Annotated in this window: 26 protein-coding genes and 1 pseudogene; 21 read left to right on the top strand and 6 right to left on the bottom strand. The window is 62.8% G+C overall.

Annotation, left to right across the window (positions count from 1 at the left end; all coding sequences use genetic code 11):
- Window positions 1-242 precede the first annotated feature (242 nt).
- The 10 genes and pseudogenes from nhaC to Q0629_RS04865 form a co-directional block, all read left to right on the top strand.
- Window positions 243-1,757: a Na+/H+ antiporter NhaC gene (gene nhaC, locus Q0629_RS04820; protein WP_298779629.1), complete on the top strand. Its 1,515-nt coding sequence runs from the start codon at window positions 243-245 to the stop codon at window positions 1,755-1,757.
- Between the two features lie 180 nt (window positions 1,758-1,937).
- Entirely contained in the window at window positions 1,938-3,305 is a 1,368-nt protein-coding gene (gene ord, locus Q0629_RS04825) for a 2,4-diaminopentanoate dehydrogenase (RefSeq protein WP_298779631.1), read from the top strand.
- Window position 3,306: 1 nt separating this feature from the next.
- Window positions 3,307-4,716, top strand: a complete 1,410-nt coding sequence (gene ortB, locus Q0629_RS04830; RefSeq protein WP_298779634.1) for a 2-amino-4-oxopentanoate thiolase subunit OrtB — start codon at window positions 3,307-3,309, stop codon at window positions 4,714-4,716.
- Window positions 4,717-4,809: 93 nt separating this feature from the next.
- Complete coding sequence (locus Q0629_RS04835; RefSeq protein WP_298779635.1) at window positions 4,810-5,172, top strand: ornithine aminomutase subunit alpha; 363 nt, start codon at window positions 4,810-4,812, stop codon at window positions 5,170-5,172.
- 1 nt (window position 5,173) lies between these two features.
- Window positions 5,174-7,444 carry a D-ornithine 4,5-aminomutase subunit OraE gene (oraE, locus tag Q0629_RS04840; protein ID WP_298779637.1) on the top strand — a complete coding sequence of 757 codons (2,271 nt, stop codon included), beginning with the start codon at window positions 5,174-5,176 and terminating at the stop codon, window positions 7,442-7,444.
- Window positions 7,425-8,840, top strand: coding sequence for a GlmL-related ornithine degradation protein (locus Q0629_RS04845; RefSeq protein ID WP_298779640.1), 1,416 nt, complete (start codon window positions 7,425-7,427; stop codon window positions 8,838-8,840). Before oraE ends, Q0629_RS04845 begins: the two co-directional genes overlap by 20 nt.
- 43 nt (window positions 8,841-8,883) lie before the next feature.
- Window positions 8,884-9,999 carry an alanine/ornithine racemase family PLP-dependent enzyme gene (locus Q0629_RS04850; protein WP_298779641.1) on the top strand — a complete coding sequence of 372 codons (1,116 nt, stop codon included), beginning with the start codon at window positions 8,884-8,886 and terminating at the stop codon, window positions 9,997-9,999.
- A gap of 10 nt (window positions 10,000-10,009) precedes the next feature.
- Window positions 10,010-10,933, top strand: a complete 924-nt coding sequence (locus Q0629_RS04855; RefSeq protein ID WP_298779644.1) for a DMT family transporter — start codon at window positions 10,010-10,012, stop codon at window positions 10,931-10,933.
- Window positions 10,930-11,463 (top strand): GNAT family protein, encoded by a 534-nt coding sequence (locus tag Q0629_RS04860; protein ID WP_298779646.1) that lies wholly within the window; start codon window positions 10,930-10,932, stop codon window positions 11,461-11,463. Before Q0629_RS04855 ends, Q0629_RS04860 begins: the two co-directional genes overlap by 4 nt.
- Before the next feature lie 91 nt (window positions 11,464-11,554).
- Window positions 11,555-11,773, top strand: a pseudogene (locus Q0629_RS04865) (cell filamentation protein Fic); the annotation flags it as partial.
- Here Q0629_RS04865 and Q0629_RS04870 read toward each other — a convergent pair.
- Window positions 11,766-12,275 carry a hypothetical protein gene (locus Q0629_RS04870; protein WP_298779649.1) on the bottom strand — a complete coding sequence of 170 codons (510 nt, stop codon included), beginning with the start codon at window positions 12,273-12,275 and terminating at the stop codon, window positions 11,766-11,768. The pseudogene Q0629_RS04865 and the gene Q0629_RS04870 overlap by 8 nt on opposite strands.
- A complete protein-coding gene (gene speE, locus Q0629_RS04875) occupies window positions 12,272-13,147 on the bottom strand; it encodes a polyamine aminopropyltransferase (protein WP_298779651.1) in 876 nt (291 codons plus the stop codon). Before speE ends, Q0629_RS04870 begins: the two co-directional genes overlap by 4 nt.
- A 219-nt stretch (window positions 13,148-13,366) precedes the next feature.
- Here speE and Q0629_RS04880 point away from each other — a divergent pair, with 219 nt between their 5' ends.
- The 3 genes from Q0629_RS04880 to Q0629_RS04890 all read left to right on the top strand — a co-directional run bounded on the left by Q0629_RS04880 (window position 13,367) and on the right by Q0629_RS04890 (window position 15,610).
- Window positions 13,367-13,750 carry a hypothetical protein gene (locus tag Q0629_RS04880; protein WP_298779653.1) on the top strand — a complete coding sequence of 128 codons (384 nt, stop codon included), beginning with the start codon at window positions 13,367-13,369 and terminating at the stop codon, window positions 13,748-13,750.
- Between the two features lie 9 nt (window positions 13,751-13,759).
- The gene (locus tag Q0629_RS04885) at window positions 13,760-14,302 is read left to right on the top strand and encodes a hypothetical protein (protein WP_298779656.1); all 543 of its coding nucleotides are present in this window, start codon (window positions 13,760-13,762) and stop codon (window positions 14,300-14,302) included.
- Window positions 14,303-14,392: 90 nt separating this feature from the next.
- Window positions 14,393-15,610: a 6-phosphofructokinase gene (locus Q0629_RS04890; RefSeq protein ID WP_298779659.1), complete on the top strand. Its 1,218-nt coding sequence runs from the start codon at window positions 14,393-14,395 to the stop codon at window positions 15,608-15,610.
- A gap of 68 nt (window positions 15,611-15,678) precedes the next feature.
- Here Q0629_RS04890 and Q0629_RS04895 read toward each other — a convergent pair whose 3' ends face one another.
- Entirely contained in the window at window positions 15,679-16,260 is a 582-nt protein-coding gene (locus Q0629_RS04895) for a hypothetical protein (protein WP_298779661.1), read from the bottom strand.
- Window positions 16,261-16,481: 221 nt separating this feature from the next.
- Between Q0629_RS04895 and Q0629_RS04900 the strand changes: the two genes are divergently transcribed.
- Window positions 16,482-16,895, top strand: coding sequence for an EamA family transporter (locus Q0629_RS04900; RefSeq protein ID WP_298779664.1), 414 nt, complete (start codon window positions 16,482-16,484; stop codon window positions 16,893-16,895).
- A 99-nt stretch (window positions 16,896-16,994) separates the two neighbouring features.
- Here the strand turns inward: Q0629_RS04900 and Q0629_RS04905 are convergent, their stop codons facing one another.
- Window positions 16,995-17,186, bottom strand: a complete 192-nt coding sequence (locus tag Q0629_RS04905) for a hypothetical protein (protein WP_298779666.1) — start codon at window positions 17,184-17,186, stop codon at window positions 16,995-16,997.
- Between the two features lie 398 nt (window positions 17,187-17,584).
- On the opposite strand from Q0629_RS04905, the gene Q0629_RS04910 reads away from it, so the two are divergent.
- On the top strand, window positions 17,585-18,289 hold the full coding sequence (locus Q0629_RS04910; protein WP_298779668.1) for a response regulator transcription factor: 705 nt from the start codon (window positions 17,585-17,587) through the stop codon (window positions 18,287-18,289).
- Window positions 18,286-19,782 carry an ATP-binding protein gene (locus tag Q0629_RS04915; protein ID WP_298779671.1) on the top strand — a complete coding sequence of 499 codons (1,497 nt, stop codon included), beginning with the start codon at window positions 18,286-18,288 and terminating at the stop codon, window positions 19,780-19,782. The genes Q0629_RS04910 and Q0629_RS04915 overlap by 4 nt, the downstream gene beginning before the upstream one ends.
- Window positions 19,783-20,177: 395 nt before the next feature.
- Here the strand turns inward: Q0629_RS04915 and Q0629_RS04920 are convergent, their stop codons facing one another.
- A complete protein-coding gene (locus Q0629_RS04920) occupies window positions 20,178-20,723 on the bottom strand; it encodes a flavodoxin family protein (RefSeq protein ID WP_298779674.1) in 546 nt (181 codons plus the stop codon).
- A 145-nt stretch (window positions 20,724-20,868) separates the two neighbouring features.
- Between Q0629_RS04920 and Q0629_RS04925 the strand changes: the two genes are divergently transcribed.
- The gene (locus Q0629_RS04925) at window positions 20,869-21,201 is read left to right on the top strand and encodes a helix-turn-helix domain-containing protein (protein WP_298779677.1); all 333 of its coding nucleotides are present in this window, start codon (window positions 20,869-20,871) and stop codon (window positions 21,199-21,201) included.
- Between the two features lie 600 nt (window positions 21,202-21,801).
- On the opposite strand, the gene Q0629_RS04930 is transcribed toward Q0629_RS04925, so the two are convergent.
- A complete protein-coding gene (locus Q0629_RS04930; RefSeq protein ID WP_298779720.1) occupies window positions 21,802-22,374 on the bottom strand; it encodes a flavin reductase family protein in 573 nt (190 codons plus the stop codon).
- Between the two features lie 173 nt (window positions 22,375-22,547).
- Between Q0629_RS04930 and Q0629_RS04935 the strand changes: the two genes are divergently transcribed.
- The 4 genes from Q0629_RS04935 to Q0629_RS04950 all read left to right on the top strand — a co-directional run bounded on the left by Q0629_RS04935 (window position 22,548) and on the right by Q0629_RS04950 (window position 26,535).
- Window positions 22,548-22,889: a helix-turn-helix domain-containing protein gene (locus tag Q0629_RS04935; protein ID WP_298779680.1), complete on the top strand. Its 342-nt coding sequence runs from the start codon at window positions 22,548-22,550 to the stop codon at window positions 22,887-22,889.
- A 148-nt stretch (window positions 22,890-23,037) separates the two neighbouring features.
- The gene (locus Q0629_RS04940) at window positions 23,038-24,036 is read left to right on the top strand and encodes a biotin--[acetyl-CoA-carboxylase] ligase (RefSeq protein WP_298779682.1); all 999 of its coding nucleotides are present in this window, start codon (window positions 23,038-23,040) and stop codon (window positions 24,034-24,036) included.
- Window positions 24,037-24,051: 15 nt separating this feature from the next.
- Complete coding sequence (locus Q0629_RS04945) at window positions 24,052-24,627, top strand: biotin transporter BioY (protein ID WP_298779685.1); 576 nt, start codon at window positions 24,052-24,054, stop codon at window positions 24,625-24,627.
- Window positions 24,628-24,753: 126 nt separating this feature from the next.
- Window positions 24,754-26,535, top strand: coding sequence for a hypothetical protein (locus tag Q0629_RS04950; protein ID WP_298779688.1), 1,782 nt, complete (start codon window positions 24,754-24,756; stop codon window positions 26,533-26,535).
- Window positions 26,536-26,571 lie beyond the last annotated feature (36 nt).

The following is a 26,571-nucleotide window of genomic DNA, read 5'->3' on the forward strand; positions in this document are numbered from 1 at the left end:
ACCTCAACCTGCTCAATCGTGCTGCTCTGAGAAAGCCGGGGGCTCACTCTTTGTTACGGGCTTGGCATCCCAAGGAGGCGACGAGCTTTCCCGACAAACCTGAAAGTAGCTTACCATAATGGCAGCTCTTTCATATCTTATTCTACGAGGAGGCATAACGCATCCAAAAGATCAAGTGCGTCGCGGTTGAGGCAGAGGACCCGTAAGAGCGATTGAGTTTGGAGATGGAAAGAGGGAAGACTATGGACAAAAATATTGATGCCGCCGGGAAGTTCGACAACATCCAGACCGTTGAGGAAGAATTTTTGGAGGAGTCTGCAGGCGGAAAAAAGGAACCCGGAGGCCGGACCCCGCGGAAGGCCAACCTTATGGAGGCGCTGTTTACCTTTGGCTTCCTCATCGTCGTGATGTCGGTGAGCATTATCAAGTTCAAGCTGGACCCGCATATCCCGATGTTCGTCGGCGTCATCGTGGCCGCGATCATGGGGTTGTGGTTGGGCTACAAGTGGGAGTCCCTCGAAAACGCGATGATCAAAGGGATATCCCAGGCCATGCAGTCGATCATCATCTTGGCCATCATCGGTATGCTCATTGGTGTGTGGATCGTGTCGGGCGTCGTTCCCTCGATGATCCTTTACGGGCTGAAGCTGCTGTCTCCCCAACTCTTCTTGCCCGCTGCGGTCCTGATTTGCTCCATTACGTCTTTGGCGACGGGGACCTCGTGGGGGACTGCTGGGACCATGGGGGTCGCGCTCATGGGGATCGCCGTGGGGCTTGAAATCCCGCTTCCTCTGGCGGCGGGCGCAGTGATTTCCGGAGCGTACTTCGGTGACAAGATGTCCCCGCTCTCCGACACCACAAACTTGGCTCCTGCGATGGCAGGAACGGACGTCTTCACCCACGTGAAGGCGATGATCCCCTCCACGGTGGTGGCTTACCTTGCCGCTCTGGGGCTGTTTGCCTATATGGGCATGGGCTATGGGGGCTCCGATACCAGCCTGGAGAGCATCAAGCTCATCCAGGACGGTATCCTGTCCCAGTTCAAGGTCAGCCCCGTCCTCCTGATCCCGCCGGCGCTGGTCATCGTGTTGGTGGCGATGAAGATGCCTGCCATACCGGGCATCGTCATCGGGCTTCTCACTGCAGCGGCCCTGGCCCCCATCTATCAAGGAGCTTCCCTTGGAGATATCCTGAAGTGCGCGCATTATGGCTACGTCAGTGAAACCGGCGTTGAGGTCATTGACACGCTCTTCACCAAGGGCGGTTTGGAGGGGATGCTCTTCTCGATCTCCCTGACGATCATCGCCATGATGTTTGGCGGGATCATGGAGGAAACGGGCCAGCTGGAAACGATAGTGAACGCGGTCCTGTCCCGGCTGAGGAGCTATGCCGGCCTCATCATCTCCACGGAGGCAACCTGCCTGTTCAGCAACATCACCATGCCGGAGCAGTACATCTCCATCGTGATACCGGGTCGCATGTACGCCCAGTCCTACCGGGAACGAGGGCTGCACCCGTCGCAGCTCTCCAACGCTCTGGAGGGGATGGGCACCGTTTCGGGCGCCCTGATCCCGTGGAACACCTGCGGTGCCTTTATGAGCAATGCCCTGGGCGTGCCGACGGCCCTTTATTTCAAGTACTGCTTCTTCAACCTGTTCATGCCCCTCGTCGTGGCCGTGTTCGCCTTCTTGAAGTTAAACGTCCGCTACATGACGGAGGAGGAGAAGGCTCAGCTGGCTGAAACGGGGCGCTGCTGAGGGCACGTTTTCCCCCATCCTGCGGGATAGGGGCTGAGGTTCAGAGCTCTGTATTTTTCTGCGCGTGAAGCCCGGCCTCGTTCGGCTTGGCCCCTGTGCGGATAGGTTTTTTGGTTTTTCTTTGTGTATTTTGATGGTCTTATAATTTTGCAGTTAATTTTGTAGTGAGGAGGCGTTTTCATGAGGGATATCCGTGTGATGATATGGGGATTTGGCGCGATGGGGAGCGGGATCGCGCGAATGCTTCTGAAGAAGACGGGTGTTGAGATCGTTAGTGTGGTGGTGGGACGCAAGCACCTCCACGGAACGGACGTCTACCAGTACCTGGGAGAGGAGCGAGGGAGCCGGCGGGAGCTTCTGTTCGGCGGCACGGAGCTCATCCGCAACGGCGCGTGCGACGTGGTGCTGTTGGGGACGGATTCCTTCACCAGGAGCGCATTCGAGAAGGTCAAGCTCTGCGTGGAGCACGGCCTGAACGTCATCACGACAGCGGAGGAGATGGCCTGGCCCTGGGCGCAGGAGCCGGAGCTCTCTCTCGAGATCGACCGTCTGGCGCGCCAGCACGGGGTGACGGTCTTCGGGACGGGGATCAACCCTGGGTTCGTGCTGGACCTGCTGATCCTGGCCATCACGGGGACCTGCGAGGACGTGAAGTCCATCGAGGCCGCGCGCATCAACGACCTCTCGCCCTTCGGCGGGGCGGTGATGCACGAGCAGGGCGTGGGCATCACGCCGGAGGAGTTCAAGAGGCGCCTTGCGGCCAACGACCTGGCGGGTCACGTGGGCTTCCCGGAGTCCATCTCGGCCATCGCGGCCGGCCTCGGCGTCGAGATTACCAAGATCGAGCAGACGAAGGACCCCATCATCTCGAAGGTGCACCGCGAAACGCCCTACGCGAAGGTCGAGCCGGGGAACCTGGCGGGCATCCGTCAGCAGGGCTGGGGGAGGACGGCCGACGGCCGGGCGTTCATCCACCTGGACCACCCGCAGCAGGTCCGTCCGGAGGCCGAGGGCATCGACACGGGGGACTACATCACCATCGACGCGGGCGGCTACACGCTGAAGTTCTCCGGCAAGCCGGAGATGCCGGGCGGCATCGGCACGATCGCGATGGTCGTGAACATGATCCCGCAGGTGCTGAACGCGCCCGCGGGGCTCACGGACCTTCTGGAGCTCCCGATCCCCCACGCGATCCTGGGCGGCATGAACCGGTTCGTCCACGAGCTGAACGAGGAACGCCGGGTCTACCACAAGGGGGACTGCGTCGTCCTGCACATCGAGCTGCTCCCTGCCGGAGAGCGGGCCGCGAGCGTCCCGGAGGACACCGCCGGGCTGCCGCTTGAGATGTGGGTCAAGGGGGAGCTCCTGGCGGAGAGCGCCCACACGGGGGAGGCAGTGCGGGTCCGGACGGCGATCGGGCGCGAGGTGGAGGGCACGCTCACCAACTGCGACCCGGGCTATCAGCACGACTTCGGAAGCTACGTCCCGGAGCTGGCGCAGGTGCATCGGCAGGTTGTGGATATCCTGAACGGAAAGGGGGCCTGCTGAGATGGGCGGCAGGAGCTATGAGGCCGTAATGGCGCGCAAGAACGAGATCGTCAAGGCGGCGGTCGGAATCGACTACTCGAAGTTCGAGGAGGCGGGAGGGCGCTTCGACTACGAGAGGATGATGCGGGAGGCGGTCCCCCACACCCTCGAGGAGATCGTCAGGATTCAGGGTGAGATGAGCGTCGGCAACACGAAGCTCCTGAGCCTCAACAACGTGACGGCGCTGGCCCGCAAGACGGCCGGAGGCGGGAAGGGGGCGCAGATCCTGGTGAAGGACGAGGCGCAGAACCTCTCCGGGAGCTTCAAGGCCCGCCGCGCGGCCCTGTCCGTCTACGAGGCCCACCGGATGGGTTACAAGGGCGTCGTCGCGGCCACGTCGGGCAACTACGGGGCGGCGGTGGCCTGCATGGCAGCGCGCCTCGGCCTGAAGTGCATCGTCGTCCAGGAGTGCTACGACAGCCGCCGCGTGGGGCAGCCGGAGATACTGGAGAAGCAGCGGGCCTGCGAGGCGATGGGTGCCGAGGTGGTGCAACTGACCGTGGGGCCTGAGCTCTTCTACGAGACGCTGATGCTGCTGGAGGACACGGGCTTCTACAACGCATCGCTCTACACGCCGTCGGCCATCGCGGGCATCGAGACGCTGGGGTGGGAGATCGCCCAGCAGTGCCGCAGCCAGCTTGGTCGGGACCCGGACGTCGTCGTGGCCACCAACGCGGGGGGCGGCAACATCACCGGCACGGCCCGCGGGCTCCGGAAGGCTGGGGCGAAGTCCCAGGTCTACGCGGCGAGCGTGGACCTGTCGGGGCTGCACATGGCCTCGGACCGTGACTTCAACCGCAAGTCCTTCACGACGGGTCACACGGGGTTCGGCGTGCCCTTCACGGTGCAGCCGGACCGGACGGACGTGCCCCGCAACGCCGCGCGTCCCCTGCGGTACATGGACCGCTACCTTCTGGTGAAGGAGGGCGAGGTGTTCTACATGACGGAGGCCCTGGCCGCGCTGGAGGGCATGGAGCGCGGGCCTGCGGGCAACACCTCCCTGGCCGCGGCGTTCGCCCTCTCCATGACGCTGCCGGAGGACAAGGTCATCGTCGTGCAGGAGACGGAGTACACGGGCGCGGGCAAGCACCCCATGGCGCAGCTGAGCTTCGCGCGCCGGAACGGGGTGGAGGTCCTCGTCGGCGACCCGGAGACGGAGGTCCCTGGGAAGAACATCGTGCTCCCCGACCACCCGTCCCGCTTCAAGGTCCGGGAGCACAGCCTGGAGGCCATGCGCCGCAGCGCGCTGAAGCGCCTGGCGCAGGACCGGAAGTCCGTGACCGCCGAGGACCTGGAGTACTTCAAGGCGGAGCTGAACGCGGACGCGGCGTTCGTCCGAAAGGAGCTCGAGGCGCTGGGCGTTTCCTGCTGAGGGTTGCGCTCATTCCGCGGGGGGAGCGGTGTTCGTCCCCCCGCGGGTTCACGAGGGCGCCGTGAAACGCGCGAGTGGGAGAGAGGGGAGAGCATGGCGAGAGCGGACGACTTTGAACAGCGGCGCGCGCACCTGGCGGACAAGAGCGACGAGGAGCTGTTCGATTACTTCTGGGAGCTGGCGGGCAGGGTGGTCCAGCCCATGCTGGACGCGGGGAAGGTCTACACGACGCCTGCCGTGGAGCGCAGCGTGCTGCTGCGCATGGGGTTCTCCAGCATCGAGGCCAAACCCATCGTGGACGGCCTGGTGGAGCGCAGCCTGCTGGGGCACGGAGCGGGCAACACGGTGTGGCGTCTGTCGGAGAAGCTGGGGGTTTCCGTGCGGCAGGCGGGCGTTGCGCTGGCGTCCGGCGAGCACTGGGACCTGGTTCCGGGCCTGTACGAGGGAGGGAAGTGACGTGGGCGAGGACAGGAAGGTTCCGTTCCCGGAGGCGGGCAACCCCCCGGAGCACCTGGACAAGGACAGGAAGATCGACGTCCGCCAGATATTGAACGGCCTCGAGGACTACCGGCCGCGGCGTCACCCGTGGCACTGGCGCGAGGGCCGCGGCGTCGAGCGCCAGGTGGGGGACTTCGTCTACCGTGAGACGTCGGAGCCCCTGAAGCAGTCCGTGCCCCTGCCGGGGAGCCGTGGCTTCGGGTCCATCGACCCGCAGCCGGACTGCGTCATCACGACGGAGATCGCCTCTGGGCGCTTCGAGGACGACATCCGCCGCATGAGGATGGCGGCCTGGAACGGTGCGGACCACCTGATGGTCATCCGGACGGCGGGCCAGTCGCACATCGATTCGCTCATTGAGGGGACGACGCAGGGCATCGGGGGGATCCCCGTCACCCGGAAGCAGTGCCGTGCGACGCGCCGCGCGCTGGACCTGATCGAGGAGGAGGTGGGGCGTCCTCTGAACTTCCACTCCTACGTGTCGGGCGTCGCGGGGCCGGACATCGCGGTGATGTTCGTGGAGGAGGGGGTGTCGGGCGTGCACCAGGACCCGCAGTACAACATCCTCTACCGGAACATCAACGGCCTGCGCAGCTTCATCGACGCCTGCGAGAGCAAGAAGGTGCTGGCCTACGGCGGGATGCTTCAGATCGACGGGGCCCACAACGCCAACGCGACGGCGATGGAGGCGTGGAAGGTGATGCCGGAGCTCATGGTGCAGCACGCCATCAACTCGATCTTCTCCCGCAAGGTCGGCATCCGTCCGGAGAACATCGCGCTCTCCACCGTGCCGCCCACCGCGCCGCCCGCGCCGTGCATGAGGCTGGACCTCCCCTACGCGGTGGCGCTCCGGGACCTGTTCCGCGACTACAAGATGCGCGCGCAGCAGAACACGAAGTTCATGGAGTCGGAGACGCGCGAGGCGACGGTGACGCACACGCTGAACATCGTCATCTCTCGTCTGACGAGCGCGGACATCCAGTCCACCATCACGCCGGACGAGGGGCGCAACGTGCCGTGGCACTACTACAACATCCAGGGTGTCAACACCGCACGGCAGGCGCTGGACGGCCTGGACGGGATCCGCGACCAGGTGAAGCTGGACCGCGACGGCGAGCTGGGGCGCACGGTGCGCGAGCTGAAGGAGCGGGCCGTGCTCTTCCTGGAGGAGATTCTGGAGGTCGGTGGCTACTTCGAGGCGGTGGAGCGCGGGTTCTTCGTGGACAGCGGGAAGTACCCCGAGCGCAAGGGGGACGGCATCGCCCGCGAGAAGGCGGGTGGCATCGGCAACGACATGATCTTCCTTCGGGAGCCGGACTACTTCGCGCCGGTCTCCGTCCACTATGGAAACAACCACGTCCCGCCGCAGTTCAAGCGCCCGTCGGACGCCATCGGGGGGGACACGTTCGAGGACCCGTCGAAGATCGTCTGGGTGGACGAGCTGGACGAGTTCGACAACGTGAACGCGCGGATTGCGGAGAAGCGGAAGTACTACGAGCACCCGAACCTCATCCGCCCCGAGGTGGAGTGGATGGCGGACGGCGTGGTGGTGGTGACGCTCCTGCTGCCGACGGACGTCCGCACGGCGGAGTTTGCAGCACTCAAGATTGGCGAGAAGATGGGGCTCACCGACTGCGTGGCGATCCACAAGCAGGCGATGCACCCCTGCGAGGGGGCGCTGATCGAGCTGAAGGGCGTCGTTGGGTTCGACATCGACACCGACGAGCTGGTCATCCCGAAGCTTCCTGAGGTTTTGAGCGCGAAGGAGATTCGGGACTACATCCACGAGCGTCCCATCACGGTGGTGGCGGCGACGGTGGGCGAGGACGAGCACTCGGTGGGATTGAAGGAGATCCTGGACATCAAGCACGGGGGGATCGAGGGCTTCGGAGTGAAGTACCACTACCTGGGCACGTCGTGCCCTGTGGAGAAGCTGGTGGACGCGGCCATCGAGACGAAGTCGGACGCGATCCTCCAGTCCACCATCATCTCGCACGACGACATCCACATCCAGAACATGCGGCGCCTGAACCAGATCTGCGTGGAGCGGGGGGTGCGCGACCGGCTGATCCTGGCGGGGGGCGGCACGCAGGTCACGGACGAGATGGCCGTGGCCGCGGGGCTGGACGCCGGCTTCGGCCGCGGGTCGAAGGGCATCGACGTCGCCAGCTTCCTCGTCAAACGCTGCAGGGAAAAGGACTCGGAAAACTGTGGCGGAAGCGCCCGGTGAGATCGTGAAGGAGGCCGTCATGTCCCGGAGAAAATCCATCGACGTCCTGGTGGCCGAGATCGGCAGCACGACGACGGTGATCAATGCGTTCGACGGCGTGGAGGGCTCCGACCCCGTCTTCCTCGGACAGGGTCAGGCTCGCACCACCGTCGAGGAGGGGGACGTGGGCGTCGGGCTGGACCTGGCGCTGACGGACCTCAAGGAACGGCTCGGCTGCGCGGACCTCGAGTGGCACGACATGCTGGCCACGAGCTCCGCGGCGGGGGGGCTCCGTATGACCGTCCACGGCCTGGTGTACGACATGACCGTGCGCGCGGCGCGGGAGGCGGCCCTGGGGTCCGGCGGCGTCATCAAGGCGGTGACGGCCGGACGGCTGCGCCGAACGGACCTGGCAAAGGTCCGGGAGATCAACCCCAACATCATCCTCGTCGCGGGCGGCACGGACTACGGCGAGCGGGACACGGCCCTGGCGAACTTCGAGGCGCTGTCCCGCACCGTCCCCTCGATCCCCGTCATCTACGCGGGGAACGTCGAGAACCACGACGAGATCGCGCTCATGGCGGAGGAGGCGGGCGTCCGGGTCTACTTCACCGAGAACGTCTACCCGAAGCTGGACCAGTTGAACATCGAGCCCACGCGCACCCTCATCCACCAGGTCTTTGAGGAGCACATCACCCACTCCCCCGGCATGGCTCGCATCCGGGAGAGGGTCAACGGCGCGATCCTGCCGACGCCGGGAGCCGTCATGCAGTGCGCCATCATGGCGCAGGAGCTTCTGGGGCCCCTCATCGTCATCGACGTCGGCGGAGCGACGACGGACGTCCACTCCGTCTGCGAGGACAGCCCGGCCGTCGCGGACATCATGATGGAGGCAGAGCCCTTCGCAAAGCGCACCGTGGAGGGCGACCTCGGCGTGTTCGTGAACCGCGTACACCTCGTCGAGAAGTTCAGCGAGGAGGAGGCCGCGCGCCTCATCCCCCAGGCCGCCTACTTCCTGGAGCACGCCTCGAAGATCCCGACGACCCCGGAGGAGGTCGAGTTCGTCGAGCGCCTGACCCAGAAGGCCTGCGACGTGGCGCTGGACCGACACGCGGGACAGTTCATCGACCTCTACGGCCCGACGGGCAGGACCACCCTGGCGAAGGGGAAGGACCTCTCCCTGGTGCGCACCGTCATCGGCACGGGCGGCGCCCTGACGCGCCTGCCGGGCGGGCGGGATATCCTGGCCAGGGCGCTTGGCGCGGGCGGGCGGCGCAAGCTCTTTCCGCCAAAGGACGCTAATGTCCTGCTGGACGGGGACTACATCATGGCCTCCCTCGGCGCCCTGCACCGACGCCACCCGACGGCAGCGCGCAGGCTCCTGATGAAGAGCCTCGGCGTGGAGGGAGAGGCGTAGGGTGCGTGTACCGGGCTACACCGGCCTGGGAAGGAGGTAACGCATGAGGTATCCGCAGATAGGGGTCGACCTGGATAAGCTGGTTGAGAACGCGAGGGTTCTTTCCGCGCTCCTGCGCGCACACAAGCTGAACTTTCATTACGTCACCAAGTGCTTCTGCGCGTGGGAGCCGATGGTGGACGCCCTCGCGGACGCCGGGATTCGCAACTTCGCGGACGCGCGCCTTGAGAACATCGAGGTGTTGAAGCGCTGGGCGCGGAGCGCAATGCTCCTGCGCGTGCCCATGATCTCCGAGGCGGACGACGTCGTCTGCCTCTGCGACGTCAGCCTGAACTCGGAGCTCGCCGCCATCAAGGCGCTGTCGGACGCCGCGCTGACGCTGGGGCGGACGCACGAGGTCATCCTGATGGTGGAGCTGGGGGACCTGCGCGAGGGAGTGCTGCCGGAGGACGTCATGCCGATGGTGGAGCAGGTCCTGACGATGCGCGGCGTGAAGCTCAACGGACTGGGCGTGAACTTCAACTGCTACGGCGGCGTCATCCCTACGCCTGAGAAGCTGAAGGAGCTGGCGGACCTGGCGAAGGAGGCGCAGAACCGCTGCGGCTACGAGTTCGAGTACGTGTCGGGCGGCAACTCCGGCAGCCTGCCGCTGGTGCTTGACGACCGGATGCCGGACGGCATCAACCACCTTCGTATCGGAGAGGCGTTCCTCCTGGGACACGAAACGTCCTATGGCAGCTCCATCCCGGGGATGCTGCACGACGTGTTCACGCTGCGGTGCGAGGTCATCGAGAAGAAGCTGAAGCACTCCGTGCCGTCCGGAGAGCGGGGACTCAACGCCTTCGGGGAGCCGCCGGCGGAGATGGAGGATCGCGGGATGATCCAACGCGCGATCATCGCCGTCGGTGGACAGGACACGTTCCCCTTCAGTCTAACGCCCCGCATGGAGGGCCTGCGCTATCTGGGGCACTACTCCTCCGACCACACGATCTTCGACGTGACCCACGCGAAGGGCGACGTGTACGTCGGCGGCACTCTGGACTTCGACGTGGACTACAAGGCGCTCCTGATGATCTTCATGTCAAAGTACGTCGATAAGGTGCCGGTATGGTCAGGACAGGACTTTATGACGGCGGTGCGAATGAGGAAGCCGTCGTGAGGGACGAGCCATGGATTCCAGGACGCTGAGGGGCAACCTCCAGCTCCTCGTCACCGCGGCCATTTGGGGCTTTGGGTTCATCGCACAGCAGTTCGGTGCCCAGGCCCTGCCTCCCCTTTCCTTCAACGCCTGTCGTTTTGCCCTGGGGAGCACGTCGCTGCTCCCCCTGATCGTCCTCTCCGGATGGAACGATCCGGCGATGAGGCGTGCGAGGGCTGCGTCCCGCAGGCTCTCGATCCGAGGCGGGCTTTTGAACGGAGGCGTCATGTTCCTGGCGGCGTGGCTTCAGCAGGCGGGCATTGCGGAAACGACGGCGGGGCAGGCCGCCTTTCTGACAGGGCTCTACATCCTCTTCGTGCCCCTGTTGGGGCTCTTCATGCATCACAGGGTTCCGTTGACAACTTGGTGCGCTGGGATGTTGGCCCTCGTGGGCCTCTACCTACTGAGCGTTCGGGAGGACCTTTCCATTTCGCGGGGCGATGCCTTCGAGATCGCGGGCGCGGTGTTCTGGGCCCTGCACATCCTGTGCATCGACGCCTACGTAAAGAGAACGGACCCCTTGGAGCTCTCGTTCTGGCAGTTCGCGTTCTGTGCGCTGTTCAGCGTTGGGACGGCTCTGTTCCTGGAGCGGGGCGGCTTTATGCGCATTGAGGACGCCCTGATCCCGATCCTCTACTGCGGAGTGGTTTCCGTGGGGCTCGCCTACACGCTCCAGGTGGTGGCTCAGAAGGACGTCATTCCCTCCCATACGGCCTTGATCCTGAGCATGGAAACGGTCTTCGCGACCCTGGGAGGGGCGGTCGTCCTGGGCGAGAACCTTGGCCTGCGAGGCTACACGGGTTGTGCCCTGATGTTTTCGGGGATGATCCTCGCACAGTGGCATGGCCTGCGCGGGGGAACGCGCCCCACGGACGTGAGGAGGAGATCGGCATGATGCTGGAAACGGAGCGCCTTGCGATCGTCGAGGCCGCGGAGTCGGATATCGGCTGGATTATTGCGCAGGAGAACGACGAGGAGAACAGGAAGTTTGTCTGGGTCGGTACCTACGAAGAGCACCTGGCGGAGATCGCCGACCCCGGACACCGGTTGCTGGTCATCCGGAGGAAAGACGGCGTTGAGAGGGTCGGTTACGCCCTGGTCCATCTTGACTTCAAGTCCGAACGCTTCGAGCTTCGGAGGATCGTCATCGCTCAAAAGGGCAGGAGATACGGGAGGGAGTCCATGGAGGCTCTGATGAAGTATGCCTTCGAAACGCTGAAGTTCAACCGGTTCTGGCTGGACGTCTATCCCGACAACGCGGTGGGCATAAAACTTTATGAAAGCCTGGGGCTTCACAGAGACGGAGTGCTGCGACAGAACTTCAAATCCGAACGGGGCTACCTGGACCAGATCATCTATTCGATGCTGAAGGAGGAGTACTTTCATTCCGTTTCCGAGAGGACTTCGCCGGAAGAGAGGCGGTGAAACTGGATATTAGTCAAGCAGGAGGACAGAGGAAGTGACGGGTTAGTCACTTTAAGGCGGTCCTATACGATGTAGTGCTCTTGGCGATCGGCGGATGCCGCAGAGCATCTTCAATGAGATCGTCGAGATGAACGTCGCACACCCGTTCCGCGAGGGCAACGGAAGGAGTATGCGCATCTGGCTGGACGCCATGTTCAGGAAGGGATTCGGAGTAGTCGTGGACTGGAACCTCGTCGACAAGGAGGACTACCTCGCCGTAATGGAACACAGTCCCGTCAGGGACGTCGAAGCGCGGGCGGCGATTACCTCCCGTCCGACCGGGGCAGGACCTGCACGGCTTCGGGATGGGCGGTGACGAACCGCATCAGCGCGTCGCACAGGGCCTCCACGGCGGGAGAGCGGGAAACGGGCGTAAAGGGCTGGTCGTAGGGCGTTCGGGTCAGGAGCTTGTCCGTCCTGGTGAAGGTCGCAGTGATGGCAAAGCGGGCCGTGCGGTCCTCCGGCCGGTAGAACAGGCTCACGATGCTGTAGGCCCATCGCTTGATCTTTTCGCGCTCCCTCTTGTCCCGCGTCCTCTGCAGCAGCTTGTCCCGATAGCGCCAACTGATGACGCTCTTGTAGCGAAACAGGAAGACGTCCCCGCCCTCCTGGCGCTGGATCGTTTCCGTGTCCAGGAAGTAGAGGCCCATTCGGTCGTCCTGGAACGCCGGCAGGTATCGCTCCCCATCCTGCGCCGCTGCCACGCCCCGGCAGGCGGTGAGCGCCGCAGCCAGCGCGAGGAACAGGGCGAGTTTTTTCAACGGCTCTTTCAATTTTCGCGGATCAACTCCTCGAGGAACGGCGGCAGGATGAAGGCGGCGCGATGGATGGCGTTCGTGTACCAGCGCGTGCCGGCCACCTCCCGCAGGGGCGTGGCCGGGTCGGCGGAGAGGGAGGCTGCGCCGTAGGTCCACATGCCGGACGGGTAGGTGGGCACGACGCCCCAGTACATCCGAACGACGGGGAAGACGGCGCGCATCTCGCGGATGGACTGGCACATCAGCGCCGTGTCCGTGAAGGGGGACTCCGTCAGCTCCGTCATCATGCCCCGCTCGTTCAGGACGGCCTTCAGGTCCCGGTAGAAGGGCGACTGAAAGAGTCCCGCGGCGAAGTCCACGGGGTCCGTGCCGTCTACGATGGCGACGTCGAACCGGTCGGAGGTCGTGCGGAGGTACTCCATCGCGTCCATGCAGCGCACGTCCGCCCTGGGGTCCGAGAGCGCACAGCCGACGGTGGGCAGCCACTCCTTCGACGCAGCGATGACGCGCTCGTCGATGTCGATGAGCGTACACCGCTCGACGCCGGGGTGCTTCAGCACCTCCTTCAGGATGGCCCCATCGCCGCCGCCGACGATCAGGACGCGCTTCGGATCCGGGTGGGAGCAAAGGGGCACGTGGGCCATCATCTCCGAGTAGGTGAACTCGTCCCGCTCCGTCAACTGAAACGCCCCGTCCAGCATTAGGGTGCGACCGTACTCCGGCGTGTCCACCACCAGGATGTCCTGCCACTTCGTCCTCTCGCGGTGTAGGACGTCCGTCACCTTCAGCGATAGGCGCAGGCCCTCGCTGCTCTCCTCCGTCAGCCACAGATCGTTCGTCCGCTTGGCCCTCGTCACGGGCGCGTCGCCCATGTCCATCCCCTCCATCCTTAATAGTAGAATCGTTCGGGGGCGCAGCCCCCTTCTTGAGCGTTTGAACATAGCGTACCATGAACCGCCTGCGCCGCGCAAGCGCCGCCGACCGGAGCCGCCTTCCCGATCGAGTTCACTTTGCACACGAAATTTGAGTTACAATAGAGGCGTTCGATCGGTTCGAGCCCGCTCTGGCGGGCGTGGGGTTCCTCACTTGGAGGGGAGGTTTTGCTCTTGAGACGACAAACGCTCGGTTGGCGCGGGGCCGCGTTGTTCGCTGTGCTGCTCTTGCTGGCCCTGTCCTGCGGGACCGCGCGGGCCTTCATCCGCGAGGGCGGCGTTGCCGGCCGGCCGGGGCTCTCCTTTCACGGGATGGCCTACTTCTGGGGCCACCTGGACGTGAACATCACCAACGGGACGAAGGAGAACGTGCTCTTCGGTGGCACGATGCTCTTCCTGGACCGCAGGAAGCGCGTCGTGGCGCGGGCGGAGATCCTGCCGGAACGGATCAAGCGACGTTCCACGCGGCGCCTCCGAGCCGTCTTCACGGAGGGCAGCGGAGAAGACGCCTCCGCGGCGTGGCTTCTGGTGTGGGAGTTCCGGCAGAGGACTCGGTAGGAGGCAGACATGAAAAGGACGAGGACCCTGGTGCTCTTTGCCGCGGCGTGCCTTGCGGTGCTGGCCACGGTGGCTGCCGAGGCGCTCTCGAACAGCGCGGACGCCTTCATGTCCCTGCCCTTCGGCCACCCCTTCAATCGGACGAAGCTGCGCATGGAGCGGAGCGGGGCGGCCGCGAAGACCCAGGACGGGGACTACCTCTCCATGGAGGGGCTGTTTGAGGGGCGTCCGGCCCTGTTCGTCTTTTCCTTCCACGGCAAGAAGGGGCTGAAGTCCAAGGCCGTGTACCTGCAGACTGCGGGCGGGGAGGAGGATGAGCGGCTCTACACGGCGCTGATGCAGGCGTACAACAGCCGGTTCGGCAGGACGGAGGAGCGGCCCCTGCCCAACGCTTGGGCGGAGGGGAAGATCATGCTGCGCTGCATCTGGACGCCAGACCGTTGGACCTCCGTTGCGCTGACCTACAACCCGGAAACGGCGGCGCGCTTTCCGGGGCCGTCGATCAAGGACCGCCCCATTCACCTGGAGTACCGATATTCCCGATGGGATTGATTCTTTCCGCCGAAGATAGGATAAAATAGTGTCCTGCATGAGAAAACCTGAAATTTGTGCCCTGAAGGGGCGCGTTTGGGGGCTTTATCAATGGGAAAGAAAATGAAGAACATCGGCATCATCACGTCGGGCGGCGACTGCGGAGGGCTGAACGCCGTCGTGCGTGGCGCGGCCAAGACGGCGATGCAGCGGGGCATCGGGGCGTACATTGTCCCCAACGGCTACGCGGGGCTCTACAACCTGGTGGACTTCGACCGGCTGGTGTTCCTGGACGAGGAGCGCACGGACCACGTCAACTCCTCCTTTGCTGGCAGCGACGCCGGGCACAGCCGGGTGAAGATATCGAAGATACCGGACCCGGACAAGTACAACCGCATCCTGCTGGGACTGCGCAAGTTCAACCTGGACGGCCTGCTGATATCGGGCGGCGACGACACGGGTAGCGTCGTGGTGGACCTGGCGGAGCACGGGATTCCCTGCGTTCACGCGCCGAAGACCATGGACCTGGACCTGCAGACCTACTCCGTGGGCGGCGACTCCGCCATCAACAAGATCGCGCGCATCGTGGAGGACCTGAAGACGACGGGCAAGACCCACAACCGCATCATGATCGTGGAGGTCTTCGGGCGCTACGCCGGACACACGGCGTTTCGCGGCGGCATCGCGGCCGATGCGGACTGCATCCTGATCCCTGAGATTGTGGCGGACTTCGACGCGATCTACAAGCACCTGAAGCACTACTACATCCGACGCATCCTGAACTCCGACGTCCATTCGGGCACCTACGTCATGGTGGTCGCCGAGGGGGTCAAGGGCGAGGACGGGAAGTACTTCTCCGACAGCGGGGACAGCACGGACTCCTTCGGCCACGTGCGTCTGGCCGGTGCGGGGCGCTACATCCGCACGCGCCTCGAGGCGATGATGCGGGAGGACCCCCAGATCCGCCAGTTCATGAAGGTTTCCGGAATGTACGTCCCCGGAGTCTTCGAGATACCGGAGATTCGCGAGGTCATCCCCGGCCACATCGTGCGCAGCGGCTCCACGTCGTCCTACGACGTCAACTTCGGCAAGCAGATCGGCGCGTCGGCGGTCATCCTGCTGGACGAGGGGATCAGCGGCGTGACGGTGGTGGAGGTCTACAAGGGGCGCATCCGCTACATGCCGACCGCTGACGCCATCGTGCCGCGCCCCGTCAGCCTCGAGGACGTCACCTTCTACGAGCAGATGGACATCTGCTTCGGCCGGACCCCGCAGCACTACGAGCCGATGATCGAGGAGCAACAGGGCGAGGTGGAACGCTTTTTGTAGCGCCTCCGGAACGGACGACGACAGGCCCCAAACTGGGGCCTGTCGTTCGCTTTCTGTGCTTTCCCGAATTACTTTGCGGGCGCGGCCTCGCCGCTCGTCCCCTGGTTAGGGGCTCCGGGCTTGACCGTGCCGTTCAGCCTGCGCTGAGCTGCGGCTTCTTCGATCCAGTCCAACCGCCTGGTGAAGGCTGCCGTCTGGATTTCGTCTCTCAGCTTCTGAATCTGGCCGTAGAGCTCAAGGGCCTTCGGCCGGTCGATGGGGGTTGACGCAAGGGCGTAATCGAGGTCGATGCGCAGCTTTTCGAGCGTCTTGGCCTTCTCCTGAAGCTCCTGGGGCAAGTCTAGGATCCATCCCCTTCGGGCACCCCAGCCGCCGTTCCTGTCCCCACGGGCAGGACGTCCGCACCATCCGTCTGTCGCCGCGCCGAAGCATGGCCTGTCCTGCCTGCCCCAGCAGGCGTCCGGACGCTGGCCCTGCCACTCGCAGCCCGGCCCGGCAGCGAGGTTCTGTCCCCAACAGCCTTCCTGTGCCGGTGGGCAATAGGGCGCGGTAGCCCGCCCCTGCCCGCAGTGTCCTCTGGCGAGCGCCGCGCCGGCCAGGCCGACGGACCCCAGGAGCAACAGAGTGACGATCGCTTTCTTTGCCTTCATGACAACGTCCTCCTTAAAGATGGTTTGCTTTTGCGTCCCTTGAGCCTTCGCGGTACCCGTGCGGACTGCAGGGGCTTGAACGGTTTAAGGATACGGCTACAATATGGAAAGAATATGAGCAGTTTGCGAAGAAAATGTGAAATTTGAGCCGAGGGCCGGTAGGAGCTGCAAGGGGCCGGCCTCGGTGAGCACAGCCTGTGAAATTTGGAGGAATCTTTGCGATGTGGTTCATGTACGCAATGCTCTCCGCCGCGTTCGCCGCGGCGACGTCCATCCTGGCCAAGGTCGGAATCAGGGGGGTGAACTCCAACCTGGCGACGGCGATCCGGACGACCGTCGTGCTGGCGATGTCCTGGGGGATCGTCTGGCTCACCGGCGCGCAGAGCGGCCTGACTGGGATCAACCGTCGGGGTTGGGTCTTCCTGATCCTGTCCGGCCTGGCCACGGGGGCGTCCTGGCTGTTCTACTACCGCGCCCTGCAGTTGGGCAGGGTATCGCAGGTTGCACCGGTGGACAAATTCAGCATCGTGATCACGATCGCGATGGCCTTCTTCCTGCTGCACGAGGAGGTCGCGGTCAAGACGCTCGTCGGAGCGGCCCTGATCGCAGCGGGGACCTTCGTGATGATCCTGTAGCGGTGCAGCGGCCAAGAGATCAGCGTCCCGATCGGCTGGACGAAGCGATCGGGACGCCCTGCGACTACTTCGTATCGCGCTCGCTCTCGGGCATCCTCCTCAGGAAGGGGAGCTTGTCATTGCCCCAGGGAGTGCGTCGGCGCTCCCGGTCGCGTCTGCGGTCTTCCTCACGCCTACGGTCTTCCTCGCGTCTGCGTTCTTCCTCACGCCTGCGTTCTTCGTCACGCCTGCGTTCTTCCTCGCGCCTGCGTTCCTCTTCGCGCCGGCGCTCCTCCTCTTGGCGGCGTTCAAGGCGTTCCCGCTCCTCCCTGTGGCGCCGGTCAAGTTCCTCCTGTCGCCTGCGCCATGCTTCCTCATCGGACCATCGGGAGGTGCGGACTTGGTGGACTCCGGCCTCCGATGAACGCGACGCCTCCCAGGCCGCCGCCGTTCCGCCGACGCTGATAACGCCCATGGACAGGATCGCAACGGCAATCCTTCCGGCCCTCCGTAAGTGCGTCCTGCCCTCTGAACCTGAGTGCGTCCAACATGTCGTCACCTGAAAAACCTCCTCTCTACGCTTCGCAAGGGCGCCTCTGCGGCCCCTCCAGGCTTGCTGCCTGTTCCTGGAACGTTCATATTTTCTTCGCCTTTATGTTTTACCATTGATCGTCAGTGATTTTAAGCGGAAATTGACGGAGGTGTGTGCGTTGAGGCTGTTGATCGTGGAGGATGAACCGATGATCGCGGAGGTGGTCGCTGCCTACGCAGAGCGCGAGGGATATGAGACGCGCTGCGCCCCCGACGGAGAAGCCGCGCTGAAGCTCTGGGGCAGCGAGGGGGCCGACCTGGTGGTGCTGGACCTCATGCTGCCGCGAGTGAGCGGCGAGGAGGTGTGCCGGCGCATCCGGGCGCGTTCGGCCTCCGTCCCCATCATCATGCTGACGGCGAAGAGTTCGGAGTCCGACGTCGTCGCGGGGCTGGATGGGGGAGCGAACGATTACGTATCGAAACCCTTCAGCCCAAGGGTCCTGATGGCCCGACTTCGCGCCCAGCTTCGCCCCGCGGCGGTCGGGACGACGGGGCCCTCGGCGCCGGTCCGTTGCGTGGGCGAGCGCATCGAGGTCGATGCGGACAGGGTGGAGGTCCGAAAGGACGGCGTGCCCGTCCCCATGACCCGCAGCGAATTTCTCATCTTCCAGACGCTGGCCTCGCGTCCCGTTCGCACCTGGTCCCGGGATGACATCATCCGTGTGGCGTTGGGCGACGACTACGACGGCTTTGATCGGACGGTGGACACCTACGTCAAGAACATCAGGAAGAAGCTGGCCGAGCCGGGCCATGAGAACGGCTGGATTCGCACGGTGTACGGCTTCGGATACCGCCTGGATGATGCGGAGGCGGACCGCCCATGACGTCCGCGCGAGGCCGTTCCCTCCGCTCTCACCTGATGTGGCTGTACGTGCTCCTGGCGATCTTCAGCGGGGTCGTGGTGCCGCTCCTTGGGATGCTCCTCAGCCATGCGAGCTTTCAGGAGTACCAGAGGCAGGGGCGTCAGGTGGCGCTGGACTCGCTGGCGCGTTCCCTCGAAGACCTGTATCAGGAAGCTGGCGCCTGGGACCGGGCGCGCGTCATGGACGTTCTGCGCCTGCCGGCGCGATGGGGCGCTGTCAACATCGCGCTTCGGGACGGGGAGGGACGGGTGGTCTGCGCTGCGGGGCCGGGCGCCATGCCCGTCAAGGGGGAAGGCCACGGGGCGAAGGGGCGGGCACGGCGGGGAGCGCGGGACGCCGGCCGCTCAGGGGAGGTGGTGGAGGACCTGGCGCAAGCGTGCTGTCAGCCCGCTGCGGCGATGTCGCCTCTTGGCGAGAGCGCTGGATCGAAGGGACGGATGGTCCTTCAGCTCACCGCGGAGGAGCGGGTGATTGGCGTCCTGGACGCCGATATGCGCGTTCCCCAGGGACGGTTTGAACGGGCGTTCGTTTCTCACCTGGCCTCCTACACGCTTGCCGGGACCTTGGTGATGATCCTGGTGGCCTGTGGTCTGGGGTATATCGTGGCGGGGCGATTGAGCCGTCCCGTTGCCAGGGCGGTGGAGCGCACGAAGCGCATCTGCCGCAGGGAGTACGACCTCAAGCCCGCAAAGCCTTCCGGCATTCGGGAGATGGATGACCTCACCCGCGGCGTGGAGGAATTGGGGCGCTCGCTGGCGGAGCAGGAAAGGCTTCGCCAACGGTTGATGACGGACGTGGTCCACGAGCTTCGGACGCCCCTGACGGTGGTTCGCACGCAGATCGAGGCCATCGCGGACGGGGTGTGGGAGGCCAGTCCGGAGCGGTTGGCGCTTTGTGTGTCGGAAATGGAGCGCCTGAGTGGCCTGATCCGGGACGTGGAATCCGTGACGCGCATGGAGGAGGACGCCGTCACCATCAAGCCTGAGCCGGTCGACCTGTCCACGTTTCTTTCCTCCGTGCTGGATGCTTTCCGTCCGCTTTTTGAGAGGACCGGCGTGGCGCTTCGCCGGTGCCTCGCCCCAAGCCTGTGCGCTGAGGTGGACGAGGACCGCTTCCGTCACGTCATGGACAACCTGTTGTCCAACGCCCTGCGCTACACCCCGAAGGGAGGATGGGTCGAAGTCCGGCTCCTGCGTCGGGAGGGCGAGGCCGTGATCGAGGTGCAGGATTCGGGGAGCGGAATATCCCCTCAGGACCTTCCCCACGTCTTCGACCGCTTCTACCGGACGGACGAGTCCCGCGCCCGCGTGACGGGGGGACGGGGCGTCGGGCTGTCCATCGCGCGGGCGGTGACGGAGGCCCACGGCGGGACGATAGGCGTTGAGAGCGAGAGCGGCGTCGGCAGTTGCTTCACCGTGACGCTGCCGGCAATCGAGGATCAAGTTGGACCTTAATCAAGGAAGATGGCAAAGAATAGTGAAGGGATAGTGAACTTAAGACGGTCCCGATTGGCGATGTCGTCTGGATTTCGTCGTCGATGCGCAGCTTTTCGAGCGTCCTGGACTTCTCCTGAAGCTCCTGGGGCAAGTCTAGTACCCATCCCCTTCGGGCACCCCAACCGCCGTTCCTGTCCCCACGAGCAGGACGCCTGCACTATCTGTCTGTCGCAACGCCGAAGCAAGGCCTGTCCTGCCTGCCCCAGCGGGCGTCCGGACGCTGGCCCGGCCATCCGCAGCCTGGCTCGGTAGATTGTGTTTACGGGTATCTTGAAGGGATACTCAGCCCTTGAGCTCTCCTTTGGATTGTAACCCCAGGACAATAGAGCGTTAGGCGAGTTATAGAAGATAAATCAGATTTTTTCCGCAAGGGCGGCGGCTTGTTTACAACCGTCGGTCCTCTCAATATCTCCTGCGTTTTGTACGCCGGGGATCAGTACTTCGCCTACCATGTGCCATTTCAGTAGGGTGGCAGTACGCTCGATGGGAATCCGCACGCCATCCATCACGGACGTATCATCTTCTGCACAGCAACAGATCAGACCACAGCCTTTCCCGGTTATATTTTCACCTTCCATACAGAAGGGGAACATCTTGTCGATAACCGCTTTGATTTTTGCCGGGATAGAGTACCAATACACTGGCATCGTATAGACGATGGTATCCGCTTCCAAAATAACCGGGGCTATGAAATTGAAATCATCGTCAAAGGAACAAGCTTTCCCGCTCTTGAAACAGGTTTCACAAGCATGGCATCCCCCCACATTCAAAGAGGTGGCGTCAAACCGAGTGACAGCATACCCTTTCCTCTCCGCCGCTTCGATAAAGGAGTTCGTCATGGCAAGGCTGTTCCCGTTTTTTCGGGGACTTCCGGTAATGACTACGATTTTTTTGCTCATAAACAATTCCTCCTGTTTAGCTGAAATTGACTTTTCTTAAATGCTTATATTATAATTATACTTAGAACGATGTTTGAAACAAGTACGCACATTGAGGTGTGATACTTACGATAACGTTAAATACTTATCTATTGGGGAGTATGAAATGCAAGAGAAATGTATTTTTAATGAATGTCTGAGTTCCACAGGATTCAGTTATACATTGTCGTTAATTAACGGAAAATATAAAATGACTATCCTCTATACCTTAATGTCGTTTGGTGTTGTTCGTTTCAATGAGATGAAAAAATATATTGGCGAGATTTCCTACAAAACACTGAGTTCTACATTAAAAGAACTTGAGGCTGATCAGCTTGTGCATAGAGAAGAATATCCGCAGATTCCGCCGAAAGTAGAGTACAGTTTGACAGAAAGAGGGAAATCTCTCATTCCCATTCTGGATCGGATGTGTGAGTGGGGGGATAAAAACAGGATTTAATCGCTGAAAGCACAGCAAGGAAAACTATCGACTGGCATAGTTGATGACTGTTTTTACTCAGAACTTTGGGATAGTAAGGCGAAGAGAGGGGAATCGTTGTCCGCCTTGGTGAGAATTTATAATCTGTTGTTTCAAAGTGCAGAATCTATATTGAATATATTAATCGTTCTCAAGAGGTTTTGCATCTTCTCTTTCCGCTATAGGAATAGACGTAAGAAATTTGCTTCGCGCTTCTCTTTCATTTGTGGCACATATGATTTTCGACACGGTTCGTGGGCGGTTTTCATCCCAAGTGACCTTGCGCCGCCAATAATAACCTGTCGCCTGACCAAAAGAAGGAAACCTTTAAAATCAGGACCACCTTAAGTTAACTTCCCTTTCGCTTCCTCTGTCCGCTTGCTTGACTAAGGTCCACGCGTGTCTTGCGAAGGTCCCGCTCGATCTGCTCCATGTCCTCGACTTGAAAGGAAACGTCCCGGTACATGGAGCAGAAAGCGCACCGATTATGACTGCATCCGACCGTGGCCTGCAGCAGCGGGGACCCTTCCTCGAACGGCGGGCGATAGACCGGTCCCGTGTACTTCATAATTTATTTCCTCTTTACTTCTTCATCAACCCCGCGCCGGCCTTCCAGGCCTGCCCGACCTTTTCTCCAATTTTGTAATAGCCGTTCTGAAACTGATCGAAGGCAAAGGCGTTCAGCTTCGCCGGATCGACCTTTCCCTTGGAATCCAGGACCTTCTCGTCCGCGCTGACGCCGACGATCTTCCCGATGACGCAGTGAAGGTTCTCGGTGTCCACGATCTCCAGCAGCTCGCACTCCATCGCGACGGGGAATTCCTCAATAATGGGGGCGTTGACGTGAGCGCTCTTGACCTGGTGGAACCCGGTGCGTTCAAACTTATCCTCCATCTCGTTGCCCGTGGCGATGCCGAAGAAATCGGCCTCGGTCATGTGGTCCAGGTCGGCGATGCTGACCGTGAAGGCTTTTGTCGCCCGGATGTTCTTCGTCGTCTTGTGCTCCTCATCAATGAAGAGCGCGACCTTGTCCATCGCGCTGATCTGCCCCCAGGCGGCGTTCATGACGTTGACCTTGCCCTCGCTGTCGTATGCCGCCACCATCAACACCGGCATCGGGAACAGCGCCGGCTGAACGCTCAAACTCTTTCTCATCACGATCACCCTTTCCCATGGTTTTCAAACGTACTGAATCCTTCCGCAATTTGTCTCTTTTTCTTTCCTGCCCCGCCCCTATCATTATATTCAAGGTAATAACGGAAAAAAAGTACTTACATTGAAGTGCGATACTTACGGTTATGTCTTATACTTTATTGACGGAGAGTGCCATGACAAAACGGAACATTTCTCAGGAATCCTTTGACGGATGCGGTTTTTGTTATACCCTGTCGCTGATTGACGGAAGGTACAAGATGATCATCCTCTATACCCTGGCGAACTTCGGCCTCGTGCGATTCAACGAAATGAAGAAGTACATCGGGAAGATATCCTACAAAACGCTCAGCTTGACGTTGAAGGCGCTGGAGGCCGATGGCCTCGTGCGGCGCAAGGAGTACCCTCAAATACCCCCAAAGGTGGAATACAGCCTCACGGAACGGGGCAGGACGCTGATCCCCATTCTGGACATGATGTGCAGCTGGGCCAGTGAAAACGGACCTGAAAAAAGTTGAGGAGGCCGACGGTCCCGCTGCGCGGGCGTAAGGGCTTGGCCTTCTGAAGCCGCAGGGCGGCGGCCTATTATGTAAACCTTTTAATTTGTATAAGTTTACATTTTTGTGGCCCTGTGGTATATCTATAAGCCGTAGGGAGGTGAGCGGGATGATCAAGAGCAACGTGCTGAGGATGCTGGAGGAGCGTCGCGGCACGGCAATATCGGGGGAGGCGATGGCTCAGGCTCTGGGCGTCTCCCGCGCTGCGGTCTGCAAGGCGGTGGCTTCGCTTCGGGCGGAGGGACACCTCGTGGGCTCCGCCCCCCGCAGGGGCTACCTGCTTGAGTGTGAAAGCGACGTGCTGACGGAGGAGGGGATTCGCTCGCACCTTTCCGAGGTAGGTGGGGTCCGACGGGTCGTCTGCCTCGACACGGTGGACTCCACAAACACCCATGCGAAGCGCCTGGCCCTTGCGGGTGCGGAGAGCGGGACGTTGATCGCAGCGAACCAGCAGACGGCGGGCAGGGGACGCAGGGGGCGTTCCTTCCTCTCTCCGGCGGGGACGGGGTTGTACATGACGCTCCTCCTGCGTCCATCGAGCTCCATGGAGCGCTTTCAGATGATCACCGTCGCGGCGGGGGCGGCGGTCTGCCTTGCCGTCGAGGAGCTGACGCCCCTTCGCCCCATGGTCAAGTGGGTGAACGACGTGTACCTGCGGGGCCGGGACGGCGTGGAGCGCAAGGTCTGCGGCATCCTGAGCGAGGCGGTGAGCGACGTCGAGAGCGGGACCGTCGAGAACGTGGCGGTTGGCATCGGGCTCAACGTGACCACTCAGGACTTTGGTCCAGATCTCAACGATCGAGCGGGCTCCATCTTCCCGGAGGGGGTAAGTCGCAACCAGCTCGCCGCGAGGATCGCGGAGCGCCTTATGGACTTTTCGGCGAGGCTTGAGGACCCGGCGCTGCTTCGGGCCTACCGCGAGCGCTCCCTGCTTCTGGGGCGGAGGGTGCGGTGGATGCAGGATGGAAGGTGTTGCCTCGGCCACGCAGTGGACGTGGATGAGCTTGGGGGATTGGTGGTGGAGGACGAGGACGGAGCGCGCAGGTCCCTGCGCTCCGGGGAGGTCTATGAGGTGCGCCCGTTTGACGGGGCGCAGCCGTCGTGCTGAAGGGGGAAAAGTCCTTTGTCTCAGGAAGTAAAGAAAAGGGTGAGCGTCCGGGACCTGGTGTTCTGCGCGCTCTTTGCGGCTCTGATCGCTGTGGGAACGTTCGTCAAGATACCGACGCCGCTCCTGCCGCTGACGCTTCAAACGCTGTTCGTCGTCCTGGCCGGGCTGGTCCTGGGGGAGAGGCTCGGCGCCGTCGCCGCGGGGATATACGCCGCAGCGGGCCTGATGGGGATCCCCATCTTCGCCGCCGGAGGCGGCATCGGGTACCTCCTGAACCCGACGTTTGGCTACATCCTGAGCTTCATTGCCGGGGCCTGGGTGGCGGGGCGCGCCGTCCGACTCTGGGGGAGGGGGCTCTGGCGCGAGACGCTGGCCGGCGCCGTGGCGATAGCGCTGATCTATATTGTCGGCGCCACGTGGTACTATCTCGTCGCCCGCTATTACATCGGGCGGGAACTCACAGTCCCTGCGCTCTTCTGGTCCTTTCTCGTGTTGCCCCTGCCGGGCGATCTCCTTTCCTGTTTTGCGGCGGCCCTCCTGTCACAGCGGCTTAGGGCTCTGATGCCGGGGTGGTTTGTCTGCGATCGGTAGATTGGCACGACGGACGAGGGGCTGCTTCGACAACCCCTCGTCCGGTATAATCGGGAGGTGGGGTAACAACGGAGCGCCCCCTTCAGCGGGGGCGAAGGACGCCCGACTGATTGGAGGACGAGGTTGATGAAAAGGCGTGTTCTCTTCGCGGTCTTTTTGTGCGTAGTCTTCTTCTGGTTGCGCTTCTCCCTGGGGGGCTGCGGAAGGACTTTCGACAAGTTCGCGCATCGAACGCCTCCGGCACCCTCTCCCGCTCCTGCGCTTCAGTCCCCGATGCCGGTGCCTGATCTGCAGGACAACGGCTCAAGTTCTGACCCTTCAACCCCTTTGCTTCCCGACCCGACCCCGCCGAAAGCCCTGAAGAGCGACACGGACGGCGATGGAGTTCCCGACGTCTGGGACGCCTCTCCGCTCGACCCGGCGCAGGGGGCCTACCCGGAGTACGCCGAGCGTGAAACGGGCTGTGCGTCAAACAACGGGATCGACACCGCAGAGTTCAAGGACGCCCCCGTCGTGATGCCCTCTGCGCTCTCAGGGGTGCTGGACAACCGCAGCGGCTGGGACAGCGACTGTTTCGCGGTTCGCTTCGACAAGGCCGGAGCCTATTCGATCCTGCTCTCTCACACTCCGCTCATGAATCCCATCATGAGCGTCGAAACGGGAAAGAACGAGGAGCCCCGGTCCGTGTTCAACCTCCCGACCCTCCTGGCCGACGACTACACCTGGGCCCAGTGCAGCATCCCCCGCCCTGGGGTCTACTGGTTCAGCATAACGACTCTGGCGGAGTTCCCCCGAGCGTGGCATTACCGTGCGCTGATCTTCGAGGACGAGTACGCCGACGGCATTCCGGACGAGCTGCACGACGTCCTGGGCATGGTCAGGGGCGAGGAGGACACGGACTGCGATAGCCTGCCGGACCTCCTGGAGCTGCTGACCGTCCTGCGCCGCCTTGAGCCGTACCGCGAGGCCGGAACCTTTTCCGACTCCGTCTGGCAGAAGGCGGTCAACCCCGGCAACTCTAAAAAGGGCGCCGTGTGGCTGGACCGAAACTCCGATGCAGACGGCGACGGTATCCCGGATTACATCGAATACTACCCCTTCGACAGGATCGAAACGTTCAACCTGCCCTTCGAACAATTCTTTCCCCGCAACGACACGGACGGCGACGGCATCCCCAACTTCCTGGATACGGACAGCGACGGGAACGGGATACCGGACAGGGTGGAGGGGGTTTTCAGGGGTAGAGTGCCCGTGGACACGGACGGGGATGGGATTTTTGATTACAAGGACAGGGACGACGACCAGGACGGCCTTCTGGATGTGAACGACCCCGACCGCCTGGAGCCGATGGAACTGTGGGACGAACGCCGAATGTCGCGCATGTCGTTCTTCAACCGGGCTCGGGAAGTCCCGGACGTCATCGCTCCGGGGGAGGAGATCGAGGTGCGGTGCAAGGCTCTGAACGGGGCAAACGCGGGGGATACGTGGATCGTACTGCGCGAATCGCTGAAGGAGCGCTCCGATCCTCTGAACGTGAGGCCGCACCTTCTGGACGGCGACCGGGCTGTCTTCCTGTGCCCAAACGAGGTTTCCGAGGGCGCCTGGGTCGTTTCCCTGGCGATCGGAGGGCGCAGGCTCTACGGTGTGGAGCTCCAGGGGCTTCGCTCCCGCGTGCCGATCCTGCACGCCATCGAGCGCGTCGGGACGGATGGACTGCGCGTGTTGGGAGAGAACCTGGACGACGCCCTGCAGGTCGTGTTCACGGGGGACGTCGCGGCGGTGGACAACTCCAATGGGGCCGCCAATTTTTTTGAGGTGTCGATTCCGAGGGGGGCGGGTTCCGGTCCCGTGTACCTCGTGAACCGCTTCGGAAAGAGCGCGTCCTTCGATTTTTCGGTCGGAAGGTGAAACCGGATCATTGCTTAGCGTTGACCTTTTTCAAAT

This window comes from uncultured Fretibacterium sp., assembly GCF_938030725.1.
Classification (GTDB): Bacteria; Synergistota; Synergistia; order Synergistales; family Aminobacteriaceae; genus Fretibacterium.